Source organism: Labrenzia sp. 011 (genome assembly GCF_003075075.1).
Lineage (GTDB): Bacteria > Pseudomonadota > Alphaproteobacteria > Rhizobiales > Stappiaceae > Roseibium.
Genome location: NZ_QCYM01000062.1, coordinates 1 through 1062 on the forward strand (window position 1 = coordinate 1; position 1062 = coordinate 1062).

General features: G+C 62.7%; 1 protein-coding gene. It reads left to right on the plus strand.

The genetic code is table 11. The features are described 5' to 3' along the window. Window positions 1–1062: ABC transporter substrate-binding protein (locus DCO57_RS22205; RefSeq protein WP_116701102.1), on the plus strand; the 1062-nt coding region annotated here is incomplete at both ends.

Consider the following 1062-nt stretch of genomic DNA (forward strand, 5'->3'; position numbering starts at 1 on the left):
GGCCCAGGCGGACCCGGTGAAGGTCGGGATGATCACGACGCTTTCGGGCGGTGGCGCGGGTCTGGGGATCGACGTGCGGGACGGTTTCCTGCTTGCGGTCAAGCAGTCCGGCAATACGGACATCGAGTTGATCGTCGAGGACGACCAGCGCAAGCCGGATGTGGCCGTGCAGCTGGCGGACAAGATGGTGCAGTCGGACAAGGTGGATGTGATGACCGGCATCGTGTGGTCGAACCTGGCCATGGCGGTGGTGCCCTCGGTCACGGCGCAGGGCAAGTTCTACCTGTCGCCGAATGCCGGGCCGTCGGCACTGGCGGGCAAGGGCTGTCATCCGAACTATTTCAATGTGGCCTGGCAGAACGACAACCTGCATGAAGGCGCGGGCGCCTATGCCAGTTTTGCCGGTCTGACGAACAGCTTCCTGCTGGCGCCGAACTATCCGGCGGGCAAGGACGCGCTGACGGGCTACAAGCGTTTCTACAAGGGCGAGCTTGCCGGGGAAATCTATACCAAGCTGGGCCAGACCGACTATGCTGCGGAACTTGCCCAGATCCGGGCCTCTGGGGCAGACAGCGTGTTCTTCTTCCTGCCGGGAGGCATGGGGATCTCGTTCCTGAAGCAGTACAAGGACAGCGGCATCGATCTTCCCGTGGTGGGTCCGGCGTTTTCCTTCGACCAGGGCATCCTGCAGGCGGTTGGCGACGCGGCGCTGGGTGTGAAGAACACCAGCCAGTGGAGCAAGGACATCGCCAACGAGACGAACAAGGCGTTCGTGGAGAGCTTCCAGGCGGAATACGGCCGACTGCCGTCGCTTTATGCGTCGCAGGGGTTCGACACGGCGAACCTTCTGCTGTCTGCGATGGCCAAGGCGGATGTGAGCGATGCTGACGCGTTCCGGGCGGCGCTGGAAGCGGCGGAGTTCAAGTCGACGCGGGGCGACTTCAGGTTCGGCCCGAACCATCACCCGATCCAGGACATTCATGTGCGTGAGGTGATCAAGGAAGGGGATGTCTACACCAACAAGATCATCGGCACCGCACTGACCAGCCATGCGGATGCCTA